Annotated in this window: 26 protein-coding genes; 6 read left to right on the top strand and 20 right to left on the bottom strand. The window is 43.7% G+C overall.

Translation table 11 applies throughout. From position 1 onward, the window contains the following. Nucleotides 1-2 precede the first annotated feature (2 nt). The 5 genes from Q1V85_RS11385 to Q1V85_RS11365 all read right to left on the bottom strand — a co-directional run bounded on the left by Q1V85_RS11385 (nt 3) and on the right by Q1V85_RS11365 (nt 4,186). Nucleotides 3-197: a hypothetical protein gene (locus Q1V85_RS11385; RefSeq protein WP_300599988.1), complete on the bottom strand. Its 195-nt coding sequence runs from the start codon at nt 195-197 to the stop codon at nt 3-5. Nucleotides 198-202: 5 nt separating this feature from the next. Beyond that, nucleotides 203-1,684, bottom strand: coding sequence for an ATP-binding protein (locus Q1V85_RS11380; RefSeq protein WP_300599985.1), 1,482 nt, complete (start codon nt 1,682-1,684; stop codon nt 203-205). A 166-nt stretch (nt 1,685-1,850) separates the two neighbouring features. Then, nucleotides 1,851-3,128, bottom strand: coding sequence for a DNA cytosine methyltransferase (gene dcm / locus Q1V85_RS11375; RefSeq protein ID WP_300599983.1), 1,278 nt, complete (start codon nt 3,126-3,128; stop codon nt 1,851-1,853). A 3-nt stretch (nt 3,129-3,131) separates the two neighbouring features. Beyond that, nucleotides 3,132-3,548 (bottom strand): very short patch repair endonuclease, encoded by a 417-nt coding sequence (gene vsr / locus Q1V85_RS11370; RefSeq protein WP_300599981.1) that lies wholly within the window; start codon nt 3,546-3,548, stop codon nt 3,132-3,134. Nucleotides 3,549-3,769: 221 nt separating this feature from the next. Next, nucleotides 3,770-4,186, bottom strand: a complete 417-nt coding sequence (locus Q1V85_RS11365; protein WP_300599979.1) for a helix-turn-helix transcriptional regulator — start codon at nt 4,184-4,186, stop codon at nt 3,770-3,772. Between the two features lie 162 nt (nt 4,187-4,348). Here Q1V85_RS11365 and Q1V85_RS11360 point away from each other — a divergent pair, with 162 nt between their 5' ends. Beyond that, nucleotides 4,349-4,654: a SymE family type I addiction module toxin gene (locus tag Q1V85_RS11360; protein ID WP_300599977.1), complete on the top strand. Its 306-nt coding sequence runs from the start codon at nt 4,349-4,351 to the stop codon at nt 4,652-4,654. An 87-nt stretch (nt 4,655-4,741) separates the two neighbouring features. Here the strand turns inward: Q1V85_RS11360 and Q1V85_RS11355 are convergent, their stop codons facing one another. From Q1V85_RS11355 to Q1V85_RS11335, 5 genes are all read right to left on the bottom strand, one after another. Beyond that, on the bottom strand, nt 4,742-5,569 hold the full coding sequence (locus Q1V85_RS11355; protein WP_300599976.1) for a KilA-N domain-containing protein: 828 nt from the start codon (nt 5,567-5,569) through the stop codon (nt 4,742-4,744). Between the two features lie 12 nt (nt 5,570-5,581). Continuing rightward, complete coding sequence (locus tag Q1V85_RS11350; protein ID WP_300599974.1) at nt 5,582-5,845, bottom strand: KilA-N domain-containing protein; 264 nt, start codon at nt 5,843-5,845, stop codon at nt 5,582-5,584. 160 nt (nt 5,846-6,005) lie between these two features. Beyond that, nucleotides 6,006-6,557: a helix-turn-helix transcriptional regulator gene (locus tag Q1V85_RS11345; protein WP_300599972.1), complete on the bottom strand. Its 552-nt coding sequence runs from the start codon at nt 6,555-6,557 to the stop codon at nt 6,006-6,008. Next, nucleotides 6,557-6,898 carry a type II toxin-antitoxin system HigB family toxin gene (locus tag Q1V85_RS11340; protein ID WP_300599970.1) on the bottom strand — a complete coding sequence of 114 codons (342 nt, stop codon included), beginning with the start codon at nt 6,896-6,898 and terminating at the stop codon, nt 6,557-6,559. Before Q1V85_RS11340 ends, Q1V85_RS11345 begins: the two co-directional genes overlap by 1 nt. Before the next feature lie 365 nt (nt 6,899-7,263). Next, nucleotides 7,264-7,656, bottom strand: coding sequence for a VOC family protein (locus tag Q1V85_RS11335; protein ID WP_300599968.1), 393 nt, complete (start codon nt 7,654-7,656; stop codon nt 7,264-7,266). A 618-nt stretch (nt 7,657-8,274) separates the two neighbouring features. On the opposite strand from Q1V85_RS11335, the gene Q1V85_RS11330 reads away from it, so the two are divergent. Further along, on the top strand, nt 8,275-8,613 hold the full coding sequence (locus Q1V85_RS11330) for a hypothetical protein (RefSeq protein ID WP_300599966.1): 339 nt from the start codon (nt 8,275-8,277) through the stop codon (nt 8,611-8,613). Nucleotides 8,614-8,625: 12 nt separating this feature from the next. Here Q1V85_RS11330 and Q1V85_RS11325 read toward each other — a convergent pair whose 3' ends face one another. Continuing rightward, the gene (locus Q1V85_RS11325) at nt 8,626-9,813 is read right to left on the bottom strand and encodes a hypothetical protein (RefSeq protein WP_300599965.1); all 1,188 of its coding nucleotides are present in this window, start codon (nt 9,811-9,813) and stop codon (nt 8,626-8,628) included. Between the two features lie 425 nt (nt 9,814-10,238). On the opposite strand from Q1V85_RS11325, the gene Q1V85_RS11320 reads away from it, so the two are divergent. Then, the gene (locus tag Q1V85_RS11320) at nt 10,239-10,838 is read left to right on the top strand and encodes a hypothetical protein (protein WP_300599963.1); all 600 of its coding nucleotides are present in this window, start codon (nt 10,239-10,241) and stop codon (nt 10,836-10,838) included. Between the two features lie 463 nt (nt 10,839-11,301). Further along, nucleotides 11,302-12,315 carry a HEPN domain-containing protein gene (locus Q1V85_RS11315; RefSeq protein ID WP_300599960.1) on the top strand — a complete coding sequence of 338 codons (1,014 nt, stop codon included), beginning with the start codon at nt 11,302-11,304 and terminating at the stop codon, nt 12,313-12,315. 119 nt (nt 12,316-12,434) lie between these two features. Here the strand turns inward: Q1V85_RS11315 and Q1V85_RS11310 are convergent, their stop codons facing one another. The 6 genes from Q1V85_RS11310 to Q1V85_RS11285 form a co-directional block, all read right to left on the bottom strand. After that, a complete protein-coding gene (locus tag Q1V85_RS11310; protein WP_300599959.1) occupies nt 12,435-13,658 on the bottom strand; it encodes a DUF763 domain-containing protein in 1,224 nt (407 codons plus the stop codon). A 283-nt stretch (nt 13,659-13,941) separates the two neighbouring features. Next, entirely contained in the window at nt 13,942-14,703 is a 762-nt protein-coding gene (locus Q1V85_RS11305) for an SDR family oxidoreductase (protein ID WP_300599957.1), read from the bottom strand. A 16-nt stretch (nt 14,704-14,719) separates the two neighbouring features. Continuing rightward, the gene (locus tag Q1V85_RS11300) at nt 14,720-16,432 is read right to left on the bottom strand and encodes an IlvD/Edd family dehydratase (RefSeq protein WP_300599954.1); all 1,713 of its coding nucleotides are present in this window, start codon (nt 16,430-16,432) and stop codon (nt 14,720-14,722) included. A 476-nt stretch (nt 16,433-16,908) separates the two neighbouring features. Next, nucleotides 16,909-17,655, bottom strand: a complete 747-nt coding sequence (locus Q1V85_RS11295) for a hypothetical protein (RefSeq protein WP_300599953.1) — start codon at nt 17,653-17,655, stop codon at nt 16,909-16,911. 154 nt (nt 17,656-17,809) lie between these two features. Beyond that, nucleotides 17,810-18,325, bottom strand: coding sequence for a hypothetical protein (locus Q1V85_RS11290; RefSeq protein WP_300599951.1), 516 nt, complete (start codon nt 18,323-18,325; stop codon nt 17,810-17,812). Nucleotides 18,326-18,441: 116 nt separating this feature from the next. Then, a complete protein-coding gene (locus Q1V85_RS11285; RefSeq protein ID WP_300599949.1) occupies nt 18,442-18,993 on the bottom strand; it encodes an alpha/beta hydrolase in 552 nt (183 codons plus the stop codon). Between the two features lie 225 nt (nt 18,994-19,218). Here Q1V85_RS11285 and Q1V85_RS11280 point away from each other — a divergent pair, with 225 nt between their 5' ends. Together Q1V85_RS11280 and Q1V85_RS11275 are read left to right on the top strand one after the other, a co-directional pair. Then, nucleotides 19,219-19,623 (top strand): VOC family protein, encoded by a 405-nt coding sequence (locus Q1V85_RS11280; protein WP_300599947.1) that lies wholly within the window; start codon nt 19,219-19,221, stop codon nt 19,621-19,623. Nucleotides 19,624-19,728: 105 nt separating this feature from the next. Beyond that, a complete protein-coding gene (locus Q1V85_RS11275) occupies nt 19,729-20,118 on the top strand; it encodes a VOC family protein (protein ID WP_300599945.1) in 390 nt (129 codons plus the stop codon). A gap of 40 nt (nt 20,119-20,158) precedes the next feature. Here the strand turns inward: Q1V85_RS11275 and selD are convergent, their stop codons facing one another. The 3 genes from selD to Q1V85_RS11260 form a co-directional block, all read right to left on the bottom strand. Beyond that, nucleotides 20,159-21,202, bottom strand: a complete 1,044-nt coding sequence (gene selD / locus Q1V85_RS11270) for a selenide, water dikinase SelD (protein ID WP_300599944.1) — start codon at nt 21,200-21,202, stop codon at nt 20,159-20,161. Between the two features lie 212 nt (nt 21,203-21,414). Beyond that, nucleotides 21,415-22,440 carry a tRNA 2-selenouridine(34) synthase MnmH gene (gene mnmH, locus Q1V85_RS11265; protein ID WP_300599942.1) on the bottom strand — a complete coding sequence of 342 codons (1,026 nt, stop codon included), beginning with the start codon at nt 22,438-22,440 and terminating at the stop codon, nt 21,415-21,417. Between the two features lie 845 nt (nt 22,441-23,285). Further along, nucleotides 23,286-23,873 carry a hypothetical protein gene (locus tag Q1V85_RS11260; protein WP_300599940.1) on the bottom strand — a complete coding sequence of 196 codons (588 nt, stop codon included), beginning with the start codon at nt 23,871-23,873 and terminating at the stop codon, nt 23,286-23,288.

Below are 23,873 nucleotides of genomic sequence, written 5' to 3'. Positions count from 1 at the left end.
TTTTATATTGGCGAGCCATAACGAAAGCTCATTATCATCTGCCCCTCAAACTCATAGTCAAAATCACTGGTATCTTTTAATGACTGAAATGCCGTTTCGATCTGATTATTCAACTGGTCTAGAGTAATACCACCATGATCCCGCTTATATCTTTCAACGCGTCTTTTGATAATATCAGATATGTGTTCCCAGGCCATTGGACTTAAATTAAGGTGTTAATTAATATTTTTGTATTTGGATTTTGACCGAAACTCTCCAACAAAAAGTCACGGATTTCTTCTTTCGAATATCCTTCAGCTTTATAATACTCCGCCAGTTTTTGAGCCTGTTGTTTTTGTATGTCGCTTATGCCTTCCTCTATATCTGATGCTGAATTTATGTCACTTTTCCAGATCTGATTTAATTTATTTTCTATGAGTCCAATAATAGTATTCAACATATCAAGCTGAGCAGGATTTAACTGGTCTTGAAGTTGCCTGAGTATATCGAATTCCTGATTTATCCTGAGTATTGGTCCTGCTGCACCATTTTCCCGAAGAATTAATGTCATTCCTTTTTTTGTAACCACATTCCTGATAACATTTGAGGCCATCCTTTCACGATATTCTTTTGCAGCCTGCGAAGCAACATAGGAAACCATTTCTGCCATGGCTCTGCGTAGGCCAAATGGCAATTTTAAGGAAGACTTGGCTACATTTAAATGAAACTCGCTATCATTGCTATTAGTTATATCAATCCGTATTCTGCCAAATTGCAACCATACTGATTTGGGAATAGTTCTTAGCCATCCGCCATAACTAATCAACCGATCGTTTCTGTATATAAACATCCCCTGAGTTTCATCCAGTGTTTTACCTTGCGGAGCCCACTGAGACAAAGGCTCCTTTGCTTCAATAGCTGAGCGCTTCGGCAAAATGATGCCCTGGAAACGTATAAAACTGTGTACAGTCTGCCAATAATTTTCTGCCACCAGCTGTACACCAGCTGCATTTACCGGAAACGGGTCAAAAGCATCGATAAGTAAATTGTTTAGCCTGATTTCAACTTTTCCGGATTTTATAAACCGATGAAATACCAACCCTATATGACTGCGTAATTCTTCCAGCTCATCATTAATCTCTGATTTTTTTTGCAGTTTCTCTAGTTTATAAAGGTGATCCCAAATGACAATAGTGCTTGGCTCAAAGGAGGAATTTCGGGCGTGAAAGTTTAAGCTTAGTGTTTCAAAGTCCTGAAGATATGAATTTGTGGTTGCTTCATTCTCAACCATTAGCGTCCAATCCTGGGTTTCTTTCAGGTACTCAACATCCCAGGTCCGGGCTTCATAGCTTTTTTTATCTTTTGATGAGATAAGAGAAAATCTTCGCGCCTGTGAAAAAGATGCGGTTTTCAAACCCAGGCCGAAACGTCCGAGGTCATTATCGGAGCGCGGTTCATCAAGGTCGGCACTGGGGAAACGCATGTTTGATGTTAATTCGTTACCACTCATCCCGCAACCATTATCAGCTATAAAAAAACGCAAAGGGGATGTATTTGGATCTATAAGCAACTCAATTCTGTTTGCTTCGGCTGCCAACGAATTATCAATCAGATCGGCAATAGCTGTTGATAGCGAATATCCCTGTTCAGAAATTGATTTAATAAAGAACACCGGAGGAGGTGATAATACTATACTTTCTGCCATTTTCTGATGAATGTAACTCTAGATTAATATACTATAAATATCATTGCTTCTAAAATCGATGCCTGATGAAATTGCCCGCATGTTTTATGAAGAAAACATCTTTGAGATAAATACCGATAGTTTTTGTTCTCTTTGTATTACTTTTTTTTCATAGGCATGGATTACATTAATGAGCCGTCTCCAGAACATGACTTAGGGCAGCGGCAATTTCATAAGCCATAAGCGGCGGCACAGCATTACCTATTTGTTTAAAAGCGGCAGTTCTGCTGCCTGTTTCCTTAACCCCTTCAAAATAATAATTATCAGGGAAGGATTGAAGGCGTGCAGCTTCCCTGACTGTCAGTGAGCGGTTCTGGTCAATATCAGGATGTATGTAATAATGACCATCTTTGTCTATATGTGCTACTACGGTCTGAGAATAAGGGCTATCACCTGCAACGACTTTAAAACGGTCTGTAAATGATTCCCTGTTGCTGTGCGTTTTCAGTACATCGGGCAGTGAGTTGTAATCAAGACGCTCTTTGTTCCGGTTCCATTTATCAACAGCAATCCGGTATATCTCCTGATCTTGCCTTGTATGCGGTCGTGCTACATGATGAGTAAGCTCCTTAAGTCCGTTTCTGATGCCTGATAAAGCCAGGTATCGGTTAGATGCCCCCGTATAGTTCATACATTTATCTTCGCCTTCGCCGGCATTTAAAAATGGCAGATCAGTTAACAAACTGTCTACCTGATAGCCTCTATTCAAACGGATAGCTTCCAGATCAGGTAGATTGGGAATAAAATCATCTTTCCAACCAATGATAATAATCCGTTTACGGTTTTGCAGTACATTAAAGTTATTGGCCTCTACTGTAAATACATGGATCTGATATCCCTTTTTGTTGAAAAGTTTCTCCATATTATTCAGGTACAGACCTTTTTGCGCAGATTTTAACCCCAGTACATTTTCAAAAACAAACATTTTAGGATTATAAACTTCCAGGTAGCGGGCATACTGAACATAAAGATAATTCCTTGGATCTCCCTTCATGCCATTTTCACTGCGAGCCCGGCCTACTACCGAATAGGCCTGGCAGGGTGGTCCGCCGATAATCAAATCGATATCATTTACCGGGATATTTTTATTCCCCAGTTGATTATCTATAAGGCTATGAATTTTGGGATTATACTCGCCTCCTATAGGCAGGTTTATTACACTTGCAAGTAATTCGTCAGGGATGTCGGAATAAAGTTGTTTTCTGGTAATCTCATTACGTAGATAGGAACGATAGATATTTTCTTTGTTATTTTCTTTAAGGTATTGGTATGCAACACGCGTTTTTAGCGTAAAGCAGGCCGCTTCGTCCATTTCAACATGAGCAATAGGCTCAAAGTTAGCTCTGGTAAAACCTTCCGATAGGCCTCCGGCACCAGCAAACAAATCTATGTATTTAAATCCCATTTTTTAGCTCGTTATTTTTTCAAAAAGGCTTTTCAGTGTTTTCTCCCGTTTATCGGGTTTTAACTCACATCCCCATACCTCATTTATTTTCCATCCTAGTTGCACCAGCCTGGTTACACTTTCTGCATCCTTTTTCTTATTTCCATTTATTTTAGCCAGCCACCAGTCCGTTCTGGTTTTAGGAATAACATAATACCGGCAACCCTCATGGCCATGCCAGAAGCAGCCATGTATAAACAGCACCGTTTTGTACTTTGGAAAAACCAAATCGGGTTTTCCCGGGAGTTGTTTATCATGTAGCTTATAGCGCAATCCTTTGGAAAACAAAAACTTACGAACCAGTATTTCGGGCTTGGTATCTTTGCCCTTAATACGGCTCATATTAAAGCTTCTTATTTCCTTAGAATGTACATCGGCCATTAATATACAAAAATAACTCCTTATTATAACAAAAAACGAGGGGAAACCCTCATTTTATATCGAAAATTTTTATTATAGTATGTCCGCGTGAGGGATAGCAGCGGATACCCCGCTGAAGGTATTGTGTGGTGGCCCTGTGGCGGAGTAGGAGTGTATAGCCCGACCCCGGCCGTGCACTTGGCCCCCGCAGCGTGGCAGGGCCGGGGGCACGCCCTAAAAAATTACTTTACCGGTATTAGCTTTTTTAACTCGGCCATCATCTCATCCTTCTCCTTTAGCATTCTTTCATATAGTGCAATCTTTTCCTCGTGCAGTTGAATGATTTTTTCAACTGGATTGATCGTAGGGTAGTGGCTATACAAGGAATGCATTGTTGAGTTGTCATTGTTGGTGATTGTATTCGCAATAATATTCACCGCTTGTTCCTCGTCAAAATTTTGAAAGGCTTCCACCGGTATTTTAAGCGCATCGGATATCTGTTGCAGCAGGGGCACATCAATGGTTTCTTTTTGCTCCAGTACGGATATTTTCTTTTGGTTCCAATCATCACCCAGCTCATAAGCCAGGGCCTCCTGTTTTATGCCCAGCATTTCGCGGAAACGCTTTACATTACGGCCTTCGTGTATCTTTTTCTCCATAGTAGTTGTATTTATCACAGGTTCAAATTTAAGATTTTATTGCTCAATAAGCACGCTTATAAAGATACGTAAAATATACGGCAAATGGTATATAATATGCGCCCGGGGATTTAAATACAGCGCAGGCTATGCGTTGTTTTGCCCTACAAAAACACCCTGATTATGACTATGGAAAACAACAAACGCAAACTGAAAGTGTATGAAAAAGCCATAAGCTACCACATGGGCTGTGCATATAGTACTACGGCATACTTTCCTGAAATTCGCCTGATGGGCAAATGGCTTGCTGACTACGGGTTTAAGCCGGGGGACTATGTGGAAGTAACCGCCAGGCCCAACGGCCTCATTATAACACTTTGCAAACCCCATTGCAAAGAACCGGACCTTACACTAACCCGGTATGAAAAACAAAAGGCGGCTAAAGTGAAAGCAATGGTAGAAGGCGCAGGCGGCCAGGCGCGGGGGTAAACCATGACCTGCGCCGTTTGCTAACACGCTGCCTTGCTTTTTTGATGAAAAACACCATACCCGGTAACAAACTATGCGGTTACCGGGTTATTTAAGCCTTTTAATAGCCTTGTTTTGGAGGAGCGATTTCATTTGTGTGATGGCCACCTGGTTAAGCTGCAGCAGCCTTTTGCCCTGGGGTAATCCTTGTTTTATGAGCAAGGCATTGATACTTTCCATATTGCTCAAAACCACTAACTGCTCCAGTGTAGCATAGTCCCGTATGTTACCGGGTTTGCCGGGGTTGGCATGGCGCCATTCGTTGGCGGTAATGCCAAAGAGGGCCACATTCAGCAGATCCGCCTCGTTAGCATATACATAACTGGCTTGCTGGCTGGTAATGGCCTTTGGCACCAGGTTTTCTTTAATAGCATCGGTATGTATGTGATAATTGATTTTGGAAATGGTACGCTGCAGGTTCCAATCCAGCTGCAGGCGGTTGTTTTCCTCGTCTTTGAGGCGCTGGAATTCTTTGATCAGGTATAATTTGAAACTTGCCGAAATCCAGGATGCAAATTCAAAAGCTATATCTCTATGGGCAAAGGTGCCTCCGCCATATCTGCCTGTTTTTGATATAATTCCAATGGCATTTGTTTTGGTAATCCACTGTTTTGAGGACAAAACATAGCCATTACTCCCGGCTTCGCTTTTAATGTTACTGAATTCAGTAACATTAAAATTGGGATTATGAATTTGCTCCCATAAACCCATAAACTCTACCGTGTATCTTGTACTCAACCAATGTGAGATGACCAGGCCTGTTGCTTCTTCATTTTTGTGCTTTGCAATATCTGTCAGCGAAATAAAATCATCTGACCTGTCGGAAATAATGGCTATTTCACGCCCTTCTACTTCTATTATCTTACTCTTTGTCATACTTTTAGCTTTTTACAGATGTACAAAACTGTTGAGCCCTGCCTGTTTTCTAAACCCGTCGAATTCGATGGGTTTAAAACCGGGATTGTAAATTGTTTCCCAAAATCCCAGCAGCTCGATGGTATTCCGGTTCCTCATCCAATTCTGAATGATGGTGTCCGTATGCTCCGCATCTTTGTGCCGGGCTATATCTGTCAGGGAAATAAAGTCCCACTGATTGTCTTCATACAAAACAATCTCAAGGCCCTCAACCTGCATCTTTTTATTTTTAGCCATATTGCTTTATTTATTCTTCAGCAAAATGCGATAACGCTTACACCGGTATTTTCCGCGCAGCGGATATTTGTTGGGGCAGGGGCGTATTAATGGTTCTCTGGTATCCGGTATGGGTGTTTTTGCAGGTGTCATAGGTTCAAATTTTAGTATTTTATTGCAGTTAAAAGGTCAAGGCTCTTTTTTCCAGCCTGGGGTTATTCAATTGCTGTAGGGCGGAAAGCACTTTGGTCCTGTCTGTAGCGGATAAAAAAGGAGGGATGAGCGTCTTCATATCAATCTTCAATAACTTGCTGATCACCAGCAGATCGGTCAGCTGAAAGGGTTTAACGCCATTGATCAGCTCCGACATATGGGTTTTGCTTTTATGGCCCAAAACAGCAGCCAGTTGCTCTTGTGTAAGATCGAGCGCTTTTAGTTCCTTTTTTATCCGGGCCGCCCTGTTTTCAATAAAGAGTCGTTCAGATTCGGCCAGTTGCTCCGCCTGGTGGCTTTCTGCCAGCTTAGCAGCAGTGGCTACTGTGTGTTTATTCCATTCCTTTTTTTCATACGCGGCAATGATGCTGCGCAGCCGGCTGCGCTTTTTTTTAAAATGCGGGTTTTCTTTCGCCAGCAGGCGTAGCTTGCGATCAGCTATCATAGCCCGCTCGTAATCCAACTCATTGGTAATGGAACCCGCATCTATCAGCTGTTCTATATCAAATGCTGTTTTCATTATTCGATGTATCCTTTATTCCTGAGCCATTTTTCAATAGTCAGTTTATTGTTTTTAAAAGTCCGCTCGTAATCATCGTGCGATCCGGCCCATATAATAGTAGCTTCTCCTTCATCATCGTATTCCACCAGGATCAACGTACGGTGAATATGAATATCAAAAAAATAAAAACCATCACTATGCACACAATCGGCATCTTTCCGAACCTCCGTTATTGATGCAGTAGCTGGATTAAACTGTTCCAGGTCCGTGATGAGCTGATCGATAGCATTGCATAGCTTTTTATTTCCAATGTTTTTCGATTGTAGCTTTACCAATATTTTTATACCGGTTATACGCATTGCAAAGGTAGTTAAAAGTTCGGTTTTATTCCGAATTTATTTTTTACAGACTTTTTCTGGTAAAAGCAGTATTCCTCTGTGTTTTTTCATTTTCCGGCATTTGTCAAAAGGTTAAAATTAGGCTTTACGATCAATAGGCCCTGGTATAAAGATAGCTAAAATAGCCGGTAAACGGTATATAATATTCATGCCGGCATCGGGTACTTCGTGGCCGTTGAATAACCGGATAAAAAATGCCGCAATGAAAATTAAACAACCCAAAGACCGTTTGATATGGAAGTGCCGGAGCGGCGGCCATCAAGCCTTTGTTGTTGTGGTTTTGCTATAGCTGGTTTTTATCAGTTGGGGCATATTCTACCATCCATTCAATACCATATTTGTCCCTGAACATGCCAAAGTAGGAACCAGGGACTATCGGCAATAGGCATTTCAACCTGTCCGCCGGCTGAAAGTCCGTTAAATAACCGGTCGGCTTCTTCCTTGCTTGCTGCACTGATTGAAATTTTACTCCTGTTTTCATTTTCGTTGGTTCGTCCTAAAATTTCGGGCACATCATTCGCCAGCAACATATTTTGACCAATGGGCAAAGCAATATGCATGATCTTATCCGCCTCATGTTCCGCCACAGGAAATCCGGCGCTTGCCAGGTCTTTAAAGCGGATCACTTTTGCAAATGCACCGCCAAATACGGATTTGTAAAAGTTAAACGCTTCTTCAGCATTTCCGTTGAAGTTAATGTGCGGATTGATCACTGCCATAATTGATATTTTTTTAAGCGGTTATTTTTATTCCAACAATTCAGGCGCCGTAATGGGTTCTTTTTGCTTCAGCCCGGCACCCGTATTGCGCATCGGTTCAAATTTAAGTTTTTTATAGAAAGGCCTGGGCCCTTTTTTTCAGCCTGGGGCTATTCAATTGCTGCGCTGCTGAGAGAAATTTCCTTATTACAACACGGCAGCTGAAAAAAGTGAACAAGCCCCTGGAACTAAGGCTGGTGCTGAATTCCGGGAATGGCGGGCTGCCATATATACACTGTCGTTCCGACCGCAGTGGAGGAACCTCTACGGGTACATTGTCGTAAAACGGGGATAAAAGGATTTGTCTAACAGAGCAGCATTTCGTAGAGACGTCTCCACTACGGTCGACGTGACAATAATTTTTTCCCTGTCGTTCCTACCCTGGCGGAGGAACCTTTGCGCGTGCATTGTCTTAAAACGGGATTTAGTAGTGCTTACCCTGATGATTGCCGAAAGTAAACCGGAAGAGATGGGTACAACAGTGAAGGTGGTTGTTAATTTCTTTAATTGGAATAACTGATTTCATGGGCGTATATTTCCGCTTATATTTCTTAAATTCGTTTATAGAAAATTAATAATATGGAACCAGCGAAACCACCAGGCTTTGAAAATTATTTATCGTCATTTGCACCGGTTGTGGATGATCCTTATTGTGGTGAACCTGTTGCCTGGGGCTTTAAAATTATAACCTATTTGGGAGAAGATCTTTTTAGAGAACTAGGCAAACATGGCCGGCTGGAATGTGTTGATGGCTTCAACAGCTCCTGGGCATTGATTGTAAAAACGTTGACCCGGGAGGATGCGGTTGAAAAGTATGGCATCATTTCAAATGAAGTATTTGGCCCTAGGGGAGGGTGGAAATCAACAACTTTTGGAGATAAGACTTTTTGCCATAGGTTTTTAAGACCAGAAAAGTGATCACTGATATAATTAAGTGTTAGCTGAAGTACATACAATAGCAGTTGCCTTTTCAATAAATAAATCTGGTTTAAACGGTTTAAAGATTGCTTTCTTTTTTCTTTTCAACATCCATCTCTTTAAAAGGAAGAGACTTTTGCGTGTTATGTCATGCGTAAAGACTGAAAAATCCTTTGCACTCAGGAAATAATCAACATCGCAGACCTTTATAGTTCGTGTTCTTTGACCTGGCTGTAGGTTGTCCTTAAGTATGGTATAGGTTACATAGATATTGTTTTCAACGTCAAATGTTATGATATTAGCTTGGACGATTTGTTTGTTTTTTAGTTCCAGGATATCGTCTTTTTGAATAATAAAATGTTCCAAAAAATATGATTGCTGATCACGTACAATATTTGTTTTTTCCGCCGGCAAATAATGGTTATATAAATGAGTAATTAAATATCGATACGTTACACCATGATAGCGCCTGTAATAATCATCCTTCAATTTCTTTTTAAGCGCTTCAACCAGTTCAGCGACATGTATCCGAACTTCGTCTATAGTACGGATCCCCTTAATCTTAATGGGCACATTATGTTCTAACAAAACAGACCGGATCCGTTCTATATCAATCCCTGATATTTGATGCACCTGAATATCTGTTAGGTTGAATTGATCTTTATTTTTAAGGTAAACCAGCTTCGATTTTTTTGCCAGTTCATGTAGCCTATTCCATTGCCATACATCATTTTTGAGCGCCCCATATGTAACCTTAAAATTATCATCTTGCAAAGCCGTATAAAGGTATTTCTTCGCATAATTAGCTTCCGGCCAAAAGTCTATTCCTTTTACTATTATCGCTGTTCCCGGAAGCAAATGTTCTTCAAGTTGTAAAACGGCATAGGCAGCAAGGCTTTCATAAATATGTTTAAATTCTGTCAACCGTAATATTTTCCTTTCTGCAAGATTTCCATGATCTTTATATGTAGATAGAGTAAATGTATAAGTAGGACTACCTATGAATGCACTATCCTGTTCCTGGTAAGGCAGGTTCTCCAACGCATCAGAGACATCAAGATAATAAGACAAACGAACATAGCTATTGCCAAAGGTCTCGTTATATTCATATCCGATGCTGACTTCTTTTATATAAGCTTTATACTTGATCGTATTCTCAATGCGCGAAAAGAGAAAATCAGACATTTTTATTGAATCCATATTCTACAATATTAAAAAGCAGGTAATTAAGATAAATATAAAAAATATTGTTCCGGATGTTTGCATAAATAGCAACCAAAAATCAATAGACAATACTGTTTATCAATGTTTTAAGATTATATAAAGATCTGAAGCCGTTGAAATAAGGTCAAAAGTTGGGAGTTTAAAAAGGGGAGAGAGGGACTATAAATTAAACTTCAATAACTTAGAAGAGTATAGGAGTCTTCCAGACCCTCTGATTATTTTAATAAAAAAAAAGAATTTTTTTAGGATTTGAGCTATTTTTCCGTGAAGATCGCTGCCTATAATATCGACTTACTTTTTCGTAAACATAGCTGGAGAGCAGATTAATAAGAAATCCTATTATGATTTCAGTAGTACTCATTAACATACCAAAGATAATGATAAATCAAAAGCAAATACGGATGTTATTCAAGAAAATGGAAGGCAAGTTTATTACGGTTTCTAATGCAGGACGTGTGCTACAACTTAGTATGAAAGCTGCTACTGATCTATTAACAACTTTAGAAGAACAGGGGCATATCGAAAAGTCAACAATCGATGAGTATTGGATAGTATCAATAAGAGGCAAGCTCTTAGCTTATCAAAAATTTGACCGTGAGTTCCGAGTAGAAACCTTGCAACAGCATTTAAAAGAGCTCCTAAAACGTGCGACGATCGTTAACACCTCTAAGAAATTTCCTGACTATATCACCTGTATTAAAATTATCAGCGAATATCCCATTGAAAACAGTAGCACAGGGCTTCACATTGCTTATTCGCTGAACAGAAAGAATATTACAAAGAAAGCTTATCGGGCAGCTGCAGAGCGCCTAAGAAAAGAGAACACCTCTACATTGGGAAATCTTATTGATTATTTATTTTACCCCCACGAAGCAATTAGATTCTTTTTAAAATCACGGAGTCATACTTTAAAGCTGAGAAAATATGAGACCAATGAAATAGAACAAGTTAAAGGGTATATAATTTTTAAAGCAGATCTGTCGAAAAAGAATAGTAAGTAAAATGATCCGGATAATTAAATTTACATATAATCAATTAATTATTATATGCTTATAGTTTAAGCTATAATGAATATACAACACTTAGAAATTTTTTTTAACTAAAAGATATTTTAGTATGCTGATTATCAGATTAATGTGTTTTATATGAGATTGTTGAACTAGAATTGGAACTTCAAATTACTTGGAAATTAGCTCGGCTAAAAATATAATATTCTGATTATTAGAATGTAACTAAAAAAGAAAAGCGTTCAGGTTCGAGTCCTTATTTAATACAAGAACAAAACCTTTTTTCGACGAAGAACGATTTCTTCGTAAATGTAACTGGAGAGCAGGTTGATAAGAACTCCAAGAATTATTTCTGTAATATTCATAACTATTTTAAAGGTATCACTTTTTTTGATACCGTTTTCAACTTGTAAAACCCGAGAGCAAGAAGTCTATAACTTAAATCCGTACTATAAAAATGAACAAAATAAAAATTGATATCTATCAGGGAGTGTTGTTTCCTTTAAAAATTGACCCACCTGAATGTCTGGACCTTTTGCAGCAATTAATTGCAGATCTAACAGCACAAACAATTAACTTTCCTCTTGATGCGGTAACGAAAGTAACGGTTAAAGTAACAAAAGTAAATACCCTGAGAGGGGAAAAGAAGCGGCTGTGGCATTTATATAAGCAATACGGAAGGCAGGAGTTCTTTCTGAAATTTTCAGCTACCATTTATTTCAAAGATCAGAATTATCCAGATGTGGCATCAGAAACAATGAGCTCAAATGACTTCCATGTAAATTATATATTAGTTCCTGGTTTTGAAAAACGATATTACGATTTTTTAATTGCATTAGATATCGCAAGAGTTGGTGCTTTGCAGCATGGGCAGGCATTGTTGTTTGTTAACAACACATTTGTTAAGCAATTGACCAAATTATCACTCCATTCAGCCGGAATTCTGGAACATGTGCAAGAAACGAAATGGCCTGTTTTTGAGTCTTTAGGCATATTAGAAACATGGAACTGGTACTTAACCAGAGCCTTTCCCGGAGAATTAGATGAAATATCTTTTGATAGTCTGAGCCGGGCAATTAACGCCTTTTCTCATCAGTATAGTGACGGGGCGAGCGATATTGAGCGCCTTTTTTGGGCAATGGTTGGTATAGAATCGTTGTATGTAACCGGCCAAAATAATATTACCGATCAGGTGAAGAAAAAAGTCCCTCTTTTTCTAGGTGAGATAAAAGAGCATAAAAACAGGTTGACAGAAATGTATAAATACCGGTCCGGCTTTTTCCACGGAAGCCAAAACTTTCCCAATTATTTTCACATACATGATGGATTAGATAGTTATGAAAATTTTATTAAGCATTATGCTACAGCCTTAATGACTGCGACCTCTGTGCTGATTGCTACTTTGCAGCAAATGGCGAAACATGATTTGGGCGCGTTGAAATTTGAATACACTTTAGTGAATCCCATGTGAAAATTTATTGATAAATAAGAAATAGCCTTTGCGCATATTTTACAAATAAAAAATATTCATATAAAGCATACAAAATTGCCGAAACACTACCACTGCAGAGTGCAGGAGAATCTCTTTTTCTATTGATCATTAAACAGATCCAACTGGCGGTTTTGAGAAGGCCGGGCTTTACCAAAAACAGTCCTGCCGCCATATTTCCAGGAGCTGGCCCGTTCATGGGCAATGTATTCGTCAATACTTCCATCCGGTACAAAATCTTCCGCCAGCCGGTCCGCTACTTTCGAAAGCGATTGGATGGCCTGTATCTTATCCTGCCGGCCCAGCTTTGATCTTTGTATGGCTTGTTGCAAGGTGTCGATCGTTTCATCATAGACCCGGGTGGGCACGGGGAAGGGGTGACCGTCCTTACCACCATGTGCAAAAGAAAAACGGGCTGGATCTTTAAATTGTGCCGGCTGTCCGTAGATGACCTCGCTTACCAGGGCCAGGGACTGCAGGGTTCGGGGGCCTAAACCGTCCAGTAACAACAGCTCCTCAAAATTACTTACGTTCTTTTCCTGTGCCAGCCATAACACCGCGCCCAGGCGCTTCAGGTCCACATCCTTTGCGGTTACATCATGATGCCCGGGTAGTACCAGATGCCTGCTGATTTTCGAGATCTCGGGCAACATCTTATCCGGGTTTTCTGAAGCCACCTCCAGCATCGCTGCTTTTAAAGGCTGCGCCTTTTTATCGGTAAGATTAAGGATTGAACCTTGATTTGCTCCGTAGATGCTGGTATGCGGCGTTTCGGTAAACGATCTTACCGTGGGAGAGTGCCAATGGTAGCGGCGGGCGGTAGCACTGCTATCGCGCATGCCTTGCTGGATAACGGTCCACTCGCCTTCATCACTTACAATAAAATGATGCTGGTACAATTGAAACCCATCCTGAACGGCCGTATTATCCACCTTTGCACTCAGCTTGCTGCTCCGCACCAGGTCCTGCGCCGGCAGCCCGGTGGTTTCGGCAAACCGCAGGATCTCGTTGGGGGTATTCCTGGATTGGCTGCCCTTGCCGCCACAAATGATGATGCCAAATTCTTTGGCCAGCGGATTAATACTTCTTCGTAAAGCGCCCATTACAGAAGTGGTAATACCGGAAGAATGCCAGTCCATACCCATTACCGCACCCAGGCTCTGGAACCAGAAGGGATCACTTAATTTAGATAGCAGGGCATTTTTACCCTGACCGGCAATAATTTCTTCTACAATGGCTTTACCCAATGTAGCCATACGCGTTGCCAGCCATGGCGGTACATGGCCGTGATGTAACGGTAAATCTGCGCTGCCGGATCTTTTCACGAATTGCTAACAAAATTAGCAAATAAAAAGTTGTTTATGAAATTTATAAATCGTCAAAACAATACCAAGCTGTCCCATGCCGACTCCAGTGGAGGTGCCTTTTTCTCCCGTCGTTCCGATCCTGGCGGAGGAATCGCCACAGGTGCATTGTCATAAAATGGGGTAAAGGATCTGGCTAACAGAGCGGTATTGCGTAGAGACGTCTCCGCTGCGGTCGACGCGACGATGTGCTGTCTGGTCAACGTCTTGTCTCAACAAGAGATTGACGACATTACGCAGGCCGTCAATCCGGCTGTACGCCCACACAGCTCCACCCGCCGTCAATAACGATATGTTGTCCGTTTATATGGCGGGATTGTTCATGAACGAGGAACAAGGCCGTGCGGGCAATATCATCCACCGTTGCGGGCCGGCCACCGGGTGTGATCTTTTCCCATTTGGCAGCATATTCCGGGTCGGCCTGGGTACGCTCTGTAAGCGTGGCACCGGGTGCAATGGCGTTGATATTGATGCCATAGCCGGAAAGCTCGATCACCAGGTTGCGGGCCAGCATTTCCAGCGCCGCCTTCGTCATGCCATAAGCTACCAGTCCCTTATGCGCCAGGTGCCCGGTTACGGAAGACATAAACAGGATGGAGCCCCCGGAGCCCTGGGCCTTCATTTGTTGCGCAGCGGCCTGCGCCAAAAAGAAAGAACCGCCCAGGTTTACCTGCAATACCTTGTAAAACGCCTCTGGGCTATAATCCAGGAAATCGCCAAACAAGGTGATCCCCGCATTGGCAATCGCAATATCCAGTCTGCCGTATTGGTCAACGGCAGCCTGTACCAGTTGCCGGATCACTTCCGGGTTGCTGCAATCGCCCCCAACGGCATAAACCCTTCCGGGAAACTGTGTATTGATCGTTGTTGCTGCTGTTTGAGCCAGCGCCGGGTCCAGGTCGTTCAGGATGACCCCCGCACCGCCGGCGGCCAGTTGCCGGCACAATTCAAAACCAATGCCCTGTGCGGCACCGGTTACTATGGCTGTTTTATTAGCGAACTCCATTCGTAGTATATAAGGTTTAGTGAGAATCTTTACTTACCTCCGCACCACTGCTGCCCGTTAAAAAATCAAGATCGGCCCCCAGGTGCGCCTGCAATACCCGCTGGGTATACAGCTGCACATAGCCCCTTGAGGCCTGCGGTGGCAATGGTTGCCAGGCCTTCCTGCGTTGGGCCAGTTCCTCGTCTGTAAGCTGTACATCAAGGGTGCGGCGCTCCACATCCAGGCTGATCATATCCCCGGTTTGCAATACGCTGAAGTTGCCGCCCAGGGCGGCTTCCGGCGATACATGGAGGATAACGGTACCAAAGCCGGTACCGCTCATGCGACCGTCAGAGATGCGCACCATATCGGTAACGCCCTGCTGCAGTAATTTTTTAGGCAGGGTCATATTGCCCACCTCCGGCATACCAGGATAGCCCTTGGGTCCTACGTTCTTTAATACAAGGATGGTGTTTGCGTCCACCTCCAGGTCGTCATCATTGATCCGGGTTTTGTAATCATCGATCGATTCAAACACCAGGGCCGGGCCCGTATGCTGCATCAGGTGTGCACTGGCGGCCGAAGGCTTGATGACCGCACCGTCCGGACAAATATTTCCTTTTAATACGGCCAGACCAGTAGCGGTATTGACGGGTGTTGCCGCCGTGGCGATCACCTCCCGGTTATAGCAACCGGCATTGCGGTTGTTTTCCCCAATGGTTTTGCCGTTTACCGTAAGCGCATCCGCGTGCAGCAGGTCATCCAGCTCTTTAAGCACCGCGGGCAAGCCGCCGGCATAATAAAGATCTTCCATAAAAAAGGCACCGGAGGGCTGCAGGTTTACCAGCAGCGGTATGTTTTTAGAAAGCGTATCAAAGTCCTGCAGGTTAAGCGGCACGCCAATGCGGCCGGCAATAGCCAGCAGGTGAATGACAAAATTGGTAGAACCGCCAATGGCGGCATTGGTGATGATGGCATTTTCAAAAGCCTGCCGGGTAAGAATATCGGACAAACACAATTGTTCCCGCACCATTTCCACGATGCGGCTGCCGGAATATTGAGCCAGCACTTTCCGGCGGGCATCCACCGCGGGAATGGCCGCATTACCGGGAAGGGAGAGGCCCAGGGCTTCCACCATACAAGCCATGGTAGAAGCCGTACCCATTACGGCACAATGCCCCTGGCTGCGGCAAAGCGCGCCTTCCATATCGTTGAGCTCTGTCTCCTGCACCGCTCCGGTTTCCAGTCCGGCGGCCAGTCGCCACACATCACTGGTGCCGATGCTTTGCCCCTGGTATTTTCCCGTAAGCATCGGTCCGCCCGATACAATGAGGGTAGGCAGGTTCACACTGCAGGCACCCATCAGCAGGGAAGGAGTGGTTTTATCGCAACCACAAAGCAGCACCACACCATCCAGCGGGTTGGCTCTTATGCTTTCCTCCACATCCATGCTGGCTAAGTTCCGAAACAGCATGGCGGTGGGCTTCATCAGGGTTTCGCCCAGGCTCATCACCGGAAACTCCAGGGGGAGGCCGCCTGCTTCCAGCACACCGCGTTTTACAGAAGCCGCCAGCTCCCGGAAATGCGCGTTACAGGGCGTAAGCTCACTCCAGGTATTGCAGATCCCGATGACGGGTTTCTTAAATTCGTGATCCGGAATGCCGCTGTTCTTCATCCACGAGCGGTAAATAAAACCATCCTTGCCGGTGCGGCCAAACCAGTTGCTGCTTCTGAGCTGTTCCTCTTTCATAGTGAAGATATCGTTATGCTGCAATCTACTATTAATTTTCGAGGTAAGCGATTAATGTCGTTTCCTTAAAGCCACAGATCACGCCCTGGGCGTGACAAGTTGCGCAGGTTTGGCATCCGCTTTAACAGCAACCATGTCGCAGAAAAGCGCCGCAGGCGCAATCTGTGGCAACCATAAAATCACCAAGGAAACAGCATTGAGTGAGCGATATCCTTTAAAAACAAAAGGCGGGGTATTGGCCCTGTGGTGGTAAGGGAAAATGCTTCCGCATGGTAAGGTGTGAAAATAAATTAACAACAGCAGATTATTTACGCATTGAAAAATAAATATAAAGAGTGACTACTTTTTCTTCCACCGGTAAATAAGTCCCTCGAGTAGGGGCCTGGTCTTTCCGGAATCAATACCAGGATTCGCTTTTGTTCACTGATCACAGCCAATGCTGCTTTTCGTTTAACACCGGTAAATCCGTTTTCCTTTCAGCCATTTGTCAGGATTTGATTTTCATAGATCAGTTTTTGTCCGAAAGATGCGATAGATCCTTCGCCTCTTTGAAAACAATCCGATAAGACGCTTAGATCATTGGTGTACTGCATCGCATCGCGTAGAAGCGTTTTCTCCACATCTGTCCAGGCCTCATAAGCCCGCGGGTAATTTGTTCTTGCGATCTGAATATAGGTGGCAAGGTTATCGGTTTTAAGAACACCCAGTTTTTTAATCGCCTCCTTTAATTCTATTATAGCATGTTCCGAAAGGTTGTTAAAACGATCCCTGCGAAAAAAGTCGATTGTTTTCCATGGCTCATTTTCAGAAGAGACCTTCTTTCCGTGTTTAGAATATCCGTTATCGGCAAGATATGCCATAAAAAAATCCAAAACCTGTCCCTTTTGATATCGTCCATGATACTTCCCATAAAGTCTATTTGAGTGAATCAGCTCATTTTCAAACCTGCGGGTAGCCAAAAAGAATCCGGCCAGCCGGCTGTAAGTTGGAGCTAATTCCAGTTGCTTAAAAAGCACAATGGCGTTTTTTATCTCTTCATCAGGTATATGAATGGTTCCCTCTTCTGGAGGTATTTCGTTGCTGAGCCGGTCGATTGCAATTTGTAGTGCCCGGATCACGTCCCGTTCATTCAAAATACTTTCCTCACCGATTACTTCTCCCGTTGACGGAGAACAGCCAGAGACAAGGGCTTCCAAGATTTCAATTGTTTTGCGTATATCCATATTACGTTAGTTTACTGCTGTGCAGGCAGGGTGTTGTCAAGCTGTCTGGCCTATCTCAGCCTTCGTTCAAAGTGCGTTCAAAAGTCTTTTCAGGCAGATAAATGATCTATCGATATAAAATAAGTCAACAATCAGCAAAATGACTAAGTCATTTCTACGTAACCGGTATATCTTTAAATAAAACTTCTTTCTCCACATAACGACCGGGAACAAAATATTTCAGGCTGATCAGCTTCAGCAGGGCAACCGAAGGGTCTAACTTTACAAACGAGAACGAGAGCTTCAGAGGTACATCCTGGTAAATATCACTTGCATACTTTTCTGCGCCAATTTTAATAGCATCAGGCGTATAAACATTACCCTGAACATCTATCGCTCTTGCGTATGTATCCGGCGAAAATTGAATTTTCCGGTTACCAGAAAGATTAGTTATCAGGATTTCCAGGTCAATTTGTTTTTCAGTTTTATTTCCCGTGCAACGTATGAGACTAAAGCTGAAGCTGTCGCTTGTGGCCTGTTTCAGGGAAGCCTCTTTAATATTCAGCGATTTCCGGAGGTATGCATTTTCCTCTTTTAGCTTTTTAAAATCTTCTGTTGTCTGAGCAGATGTTTTAATTGCAAAGAGAACCAAAAGAGCGTAGCATACGTGTTTTATCAAAAGCCTGATCATAAAAAAGTGTTTCGATGTTTAGGTGGTAGCTATAAAATTACAAATTTTATAAATACGAAGCGTTTTTGACACCTTGGGCGTCCTTATTCTTATTTCTGGTTTCCACCTTTGAAAAATTACAAACTCCTTATATCCGCCGCCACCACCGACAAATCATTATGCAACGCATGTCCGCCTTTTTCCAGTTCCCGGAACACCGCCCGGGGCAACTGTTGCCGGTAACGGGTAAAATGATTAAAGGGCACCACTTCATCATCCCTGCATTGATAAAAATAAAACGGGAGATCCTTAGGTAACTGATCCGCAAAACCGTCCTGTAGTTTCAACGGTTGTACCCAGTCCTGATCGCCATTCCAATAGGGTGGAGCCACCAGGAATACGCCGGCAATACTTGTTTGAACGGTATTTTCTGAAAGGTATTTTACCAACAGGGAAGCGCCAAGGGAGTGACCTGCCAGTATTAGTCCGTTCTTAGCCGCTGCGATCTGTTCGCCGATCTGGTGGAGCCATTGTGAAGCGAAATCAGGTACCGTTTCATCGGCTTGCATTTGGGGATAATGCACCTGGTAATCGTTGCCCAGCGCGGCTTGCAACGAAGCCACCAGCGGTGCATCGGTCTTGTAGCCTCCATTGCCGCCACCTTGTATAAAAAGGACCTGTTTGCGCATATGGGTTTATGATGTGATCAATTAAAAAAAGGTTAGTACTATGAGGAATTTTTATCATTCTAAAGATATGCAAAAAAATAGGTACCCCAAGACAGCGTGGATGAAAGACTCCATGTAATCAACGGGCTCATTATTGGGCCGCAATTCCCCCGTATATTGCCGGATTAACAAATCTGATCTTCGCAGCGTATTTATTAATTTAGCAGGAAATAAAAAATGATACAAATGAAACAGGTATTTATCAATTTGCCCGTAAAGGATGTGAACCGATCGATGGATTTTTACACAAAACTTGGGTTTATAAATAATCGACAGTTTTCTGATGATTCCGGAAAATGCATGGTGTGGAGCGAACATATTTTCCTGATGATCCTGAGCCATGAGAAGTTCAGCACTTTTGTAAACAAGCCAATTGCGGACACCAAAACGAATGTTGCCGGCTTATTTGCACTGAGCCTTGACAGTTTGGACCAGGTAAATGAAATGGCCGAAAACGGTCTGAAGGCGGGGGGCACAGAACCCATACCCGCACAGGATTACGGCTTTATGCAAAAAATGAATATTGAAGATTATGATGGCCATACATGGGAACTGTTTTTTATGGATATGAGTAAGTTTCCAACAGAATAAGCGAAAGCAAGGTCTGTTCATAACCCTATTGGCGAAGGGATCCGTTCCTGAAGGGGCGCGAATCCCTTCATTGCTATAAGCGTACTTTTTTGCTAAATTTATATAATGAACAGTGGTATTTTCTTCGCACCCGAACTCTTTATTCCCAATGGCGTGCGCGATATCTCCTTTTATGAAAAAGCGTTTGGGGCTGTGGAATTAAGACGCTTTCCCAATGAAGACGGCAGCATTCATGTATCCGAACTAAGTATCGACGGGGCATTGTTTCACCTGCATGAAACCACAGCAAAATCCTGTTATTTTTCGCCCGGTACGCACAATGGCACCACCGTTTGCATCGGTCTCTTTGTACCGGATGTGGATCGTATAATGAAGAACGCCATCAATGCAGGCGCAGAGGAAATAAGCCCGGCACAGGATTATGAATATTGCTATCGGCAAGGTACGGTCAAAGATCCCTTCGGACATTACTGGCCGCTGCAACAAAAAATCTGAGCGAATGATATTATTGAGCAATACGATGTTTAACTTCAGATCAGGCGACACGGATCAGCGGGCCATCGTCCTGCGGTTGCAGCCAGCCAAAGGATTCCAGGTCATACCCCTGTTCCCGCATCAGCGCTTCAAAACGGTCTGTACCATCTGCCGATACGGCCACCAATAAGCCACCACTGGTTTGCGGATCGGCCAGGATCTGTTGCTGGCGTTCAGTTAGCGGTCCGATCTGCTGTCCATAGCTGGCCCAGTTGCGACGGGTACCACCGGGCACAGCCCCCTGGTCGAGATAGGCAGCAATACCCGGTATCACCGGTACTTTATCAAATTCCACCACCGCCGATACCCCGCTGCCGGCACACATCTCCGCCAGGTGTCCCAATAGTCCAAAACCGGTTACATCCGTCATGGCTTTAACCGCTTCCAGTCCGCCCAACAGTTCCCCGGGCTTATTGAGAGTTGTCATACTTTTTAAGGCGACGGCCGCATCTTCCGGCTGCAATACCCCGCGTTTTTGCGCCGTCGATAATACACCTACGCCCAGGGCCTTCGTGAGGTATAACCGGCAACCCGCAGTAGCGGTGGCATTCTGTTTTAAATGCGAAAGCTCCACCAGGCCATTTACGGCCAGGCCAAATACCGGTTCCGGACAGTCGATGCTATGTCCGCCGGCCAGGGTAATACCTGCATCGGCACAAACGGCCCGGGCACCTTCCAGCACCCGGCCGGCAACCTCCGGCGGAAGTTTATCGATGGGCCAGCCCAGTATGGCAATGGCCAGTACCGGTTTGCCACCCATAGCATATACATCACTGATGGCGTTGGTAGCTGCTATGCGACCAAAATCGTAGGCATCATCCACGATGGGCATAAAAAAATCGGTGGTGGAGATCAGCGCGGTACCATTACCCAGGTCCAGTACAGCGGCATCGTCCCGTTTATCATTCCCCACCAGCAGGCGCGGATCCACGATCGCCTGCGGTACCGTTGTATGTAGGATTTTATCCAGCAGGGCCGGACTGATCTTACAGCCACAGCCGGCGCCATGCGAATATTGTGTCAATCTGAATGTTGTTGTTTCCATTATTTCCGTTGCTCGCTTGATGTTTGTGGTTTGAAGTTTGACATTAGACCATTAATGGGACTTTCGTATATTAGTAAGTTTATCAGAAATTCCCACATTCCCACATTCCCACATTCCCACATTCCCACATTCCCACATTCTCACATTCTCACATTCTCATATTTTCATATTCTCATATTTTCATATTCTCATATTTTCATATTCTCATATTTTCAAAGTGTCGCTGCAAACGCAGTCAACAGTTCGCTATCGGCTTCCAGGTTGCTTCCTGATGCTTGCAGACCAAACACTTTCTCTGCAGGGCGCATTGCCAATCCCTTGCGATAGGCCTTATCATAATAGACCAATGCGATACGGATAAAATCCGCCATGCGTCCTTCACGGATGGCCGCAACGGCCTGTTTAGTCTGCAATGGTCCCAGCCGTTTATGAATGCGCTCGGTGCTTTCCACCAAAAAATCCGGATCAAGATGCCCATAATCCTGTAGCAGGGTAGCCACCCGTTGTTCCAGCGGCACCTGCAGATCCACCAGTAATGCGCTCCGCATTTGGTGCCACAAGGGTAGGGGTATAGTCCGCTTGCCGATCTTCTGGCATTCATCCTCCAGCCATAACAACGGCTCCGGATGCATATCCTTTAGCTGCCAGGCCAGGTCGTTCTCAAACTGTTCCTGTGTGGGCTGTACCATTTTGTTCATGGTGCCATAAGAAGAACCCTGGTGCTGGGCCAGCTCTTCCAGGTCAATCACCTGCTGTTCATTTTGTTTCATGTATTGCAGCAAACGGGTCTTACCAGATCCGGTCATGCCACCCAATATCCGTATATTATAGTTCCGTTCAAACTGCCGGTGTGTCCAGCGCCGGTAGGCTTTATAACCACCTGTGATCGTGTATACCTCAAAACCATACATGCTCAGGGCCCAGGCCATGGCACCACTGCGCATGCCGCCCCTCCAGCAATGCACGGCCATCCGTTTGCCGGGTGCTATTTGCAGGCATTGCCGGATAAAGCCGGCCCACTTGGGTCCGGTGAGTTCAAAACCCAGGAGGATGGCCTCTTCGCGACTTACCTGTTTGTATGTTGTGCCCACCTGCACCCGTTCCTCATTGCTGAATAACGGCAGGTTAACCGCACCGGGAATATGTCCCTGTGCAAATTCAGCCGGGGTGCGCACATCTACCAGGGGGAGTTGCTGTACCTGTTCAATCCAATTGCTTATAGAAATGCTTTGTGTCATGTTTGCCGCGCGCAAAGGTAGTATATTTCTATGGCGCAGTTGCTTCGACCAGCGGTAACCGGGTACTGTTATCGGAATTATACAATTAAAATATTTTACAGGAGTGAAAACATTATGTTAAATAGGGTTTGGGAAGGAGTTTTGAAAGAAGGAGTGTGTAAAGGAGCACTCCTTTTATACTGTTTAATTGTTTATAATGAGCATTTATCTGCGGAAAATCAACGAAATAAGGAAAGCCGACAAGCAGGCGCAGGCACTTCAGGCTCATTTATGTTTAGAGACGTGTTTATCTTTCGTACCAGCTGTTCATCCCGCCAGGCCAGGTTGCTGGCACCACCTAAACGGCCAAATGATGAAGTTCCGTTCAGGGCTGATTTTTTGTTCTTTAGATCAGGATTAAAAAACGCCATGAACACCGGTATATACGCGCAGGACTAAAAAAAAATCAAACACAGGTGTCTGTAAACGGCTTAACGTGCAAATTGTGCCATGACGTTTAAAACAGTTATCGCTGACAATTATCAACTTATATTATACCCGCAAAGATTATAAATCTTCCTGCCGAAATAAAACAGTGTAAGCTGCGCATCATCAACAATAAATCAGCGCCATATAGAAATACAGCGCTGTCGTTTTTAAATGTAAACCCTAGCTAATGCTGGTATCATTATATCTGGTCAACGTTTGACCAAACAGCTTAATACCTGCGTCTACAAAGGTACGACGATTATTTGTTTCTCATAATTTATATTATGTTAAATAAATAACTACAGATAAAATGATATCCTAACAGCATCCCCTGCAGTCGGCCTCGAACACCTGGGACCCGTTAAGCTAATCCAGGATTACTCCTTCGGTATTTTGAACTCCTTTTGAATGTTGTATAACTGTTGCCAGATAACATGTGTTTTCCGTTGAGGTGATGTAATGAACAGCAGGTAGGTCTTTTTAGCAGGTGCATGGGTTAATACTTTTATTTCCGCATTTAATATAACCGGTGCTCCATCTGCAAAAACGCCGAAGACGTTGAGTGTGGCATCATAAATAGATCGGTCCTTTTTTTCTATTGAAACGGTTATCTGCGCTGTATCTATGGAAAGATTGCGTTGCTTAGCCGTACTGCCGCATAAACCTCTAAAATATGTAAGCAGGTAATTTTTTAAGGCGTCCTGCGTAATACTGGTGGTCTGATTAAGCTGCGCAACAAATGCATAACTAAAATAATCGGATGCGTCCTTATTAAACATCCCGGGCGAAAAACGCAACTCTTCCACGCCTGTGTATGGGAAACCGGGAGCAAAAGTGGGTGGCAGCACAAACTTTTCAAATTGCCAGGACGCCGGCTTTTTTAATAGTTCAGGCTTTTCATCCTGCGCATTTGCGTTTAACACAACCAGGATAAAACAGGCAATCGTCGTAATGATCGTTTTCAT

The organism is Niabella sp. (assembly GCF_030150205.1).
Classification (GTDB): Bacteria; Bacteroidota; Bacteroidia; order Chitinophagales; family Chitinophagaceae; genus Niabella.
Note: the sequence above shows the minus strand (reverse complement) of the source record. Positions and strands in the feature narration are given on the sequence as shown.